A 652-nucleotide genomic window follows, 5' to 3' on the forward strand; every position below is an offset into this window, starting at 1 on the left:
GATTATTTCAGAGCGTTAATTTGGAGTGTATATGTTCAATATGAAATGGATTTTAACCTTGTGTTTAGTGGTGTTCGCACCACTCAGTTTGGCCGCTGATACCAAGGCTGATAAATATGAAGGAATTGAAATTACGGTCAATATCAATACTGCTTCTGCAGAAGAGATAGCAACGATGCTGAAAGGTATTGGCGAAAAGAAAGCGCAAAGCATAGTTGACTACCGTACTGAGCACGGCCCATTTAAAACAGCAGCTGATTTAACCAATGTAAAAGGAATTGGTGAAGCAACCATCAAGAAAAACGAAGACCGCATTCTTCTATAAACGCGGGCTTCGACCATTGTATTCTTACTGAGTTTTCGTTTCCGGTTACTGCTTTCCCGAACCAAACCCTCTTTCGTGGTTCGGGATTTTTTATCCAAATATACGGCGATGGAATCCTTTCTCTACTAATGCCATACCTAAGCCTCCCATTGCACCAAACAGGTGTGAATCAACAGCAACACGAGCGCCTATCATTGCAGCAGTGCTGGTTGAAGGGCCATAAAGTTGCTCCCATGCGATTTTCGCAATAAGTCCGGCGACTAAGAGTAGGCTACTTCTTCTGTTTTCAAACACTTCTCTGAGAGCCCAAAAACCAAATAAACCGTG

General features: G+C 42.6%; 1 protein-coding gene and 1 pseudogene. One reads left to right on the top strand and one right to left on the bottom strand.

Going from position 1 to position 652, the window contains the following annotated elements:
* Positions 1–40 precede the first annotated feature (40 nt).
* On the top strand, positions 41–325 hold the full coding sequence (locus R7093_RS25990) for a ComEA family DNA-binding protein (RefSeq protein WP_021449594.1): 285 nt from the start codon (positions 41–43) through the stop codon (positions 323–325).
* A 90-nt stretch (positions 326–415) separates the two neighbouring features.
* Here R7093_RS25990 and R7093_RS25995 read toward each other — a convergent pair.
* Positions 416–652, bottom strand: a pseudogene (locus R7093_RS25995) (rhombosortase); the annotation flags it as partial.

The organism is Vibrio sp. 1580, assembly GCF_033340055.1.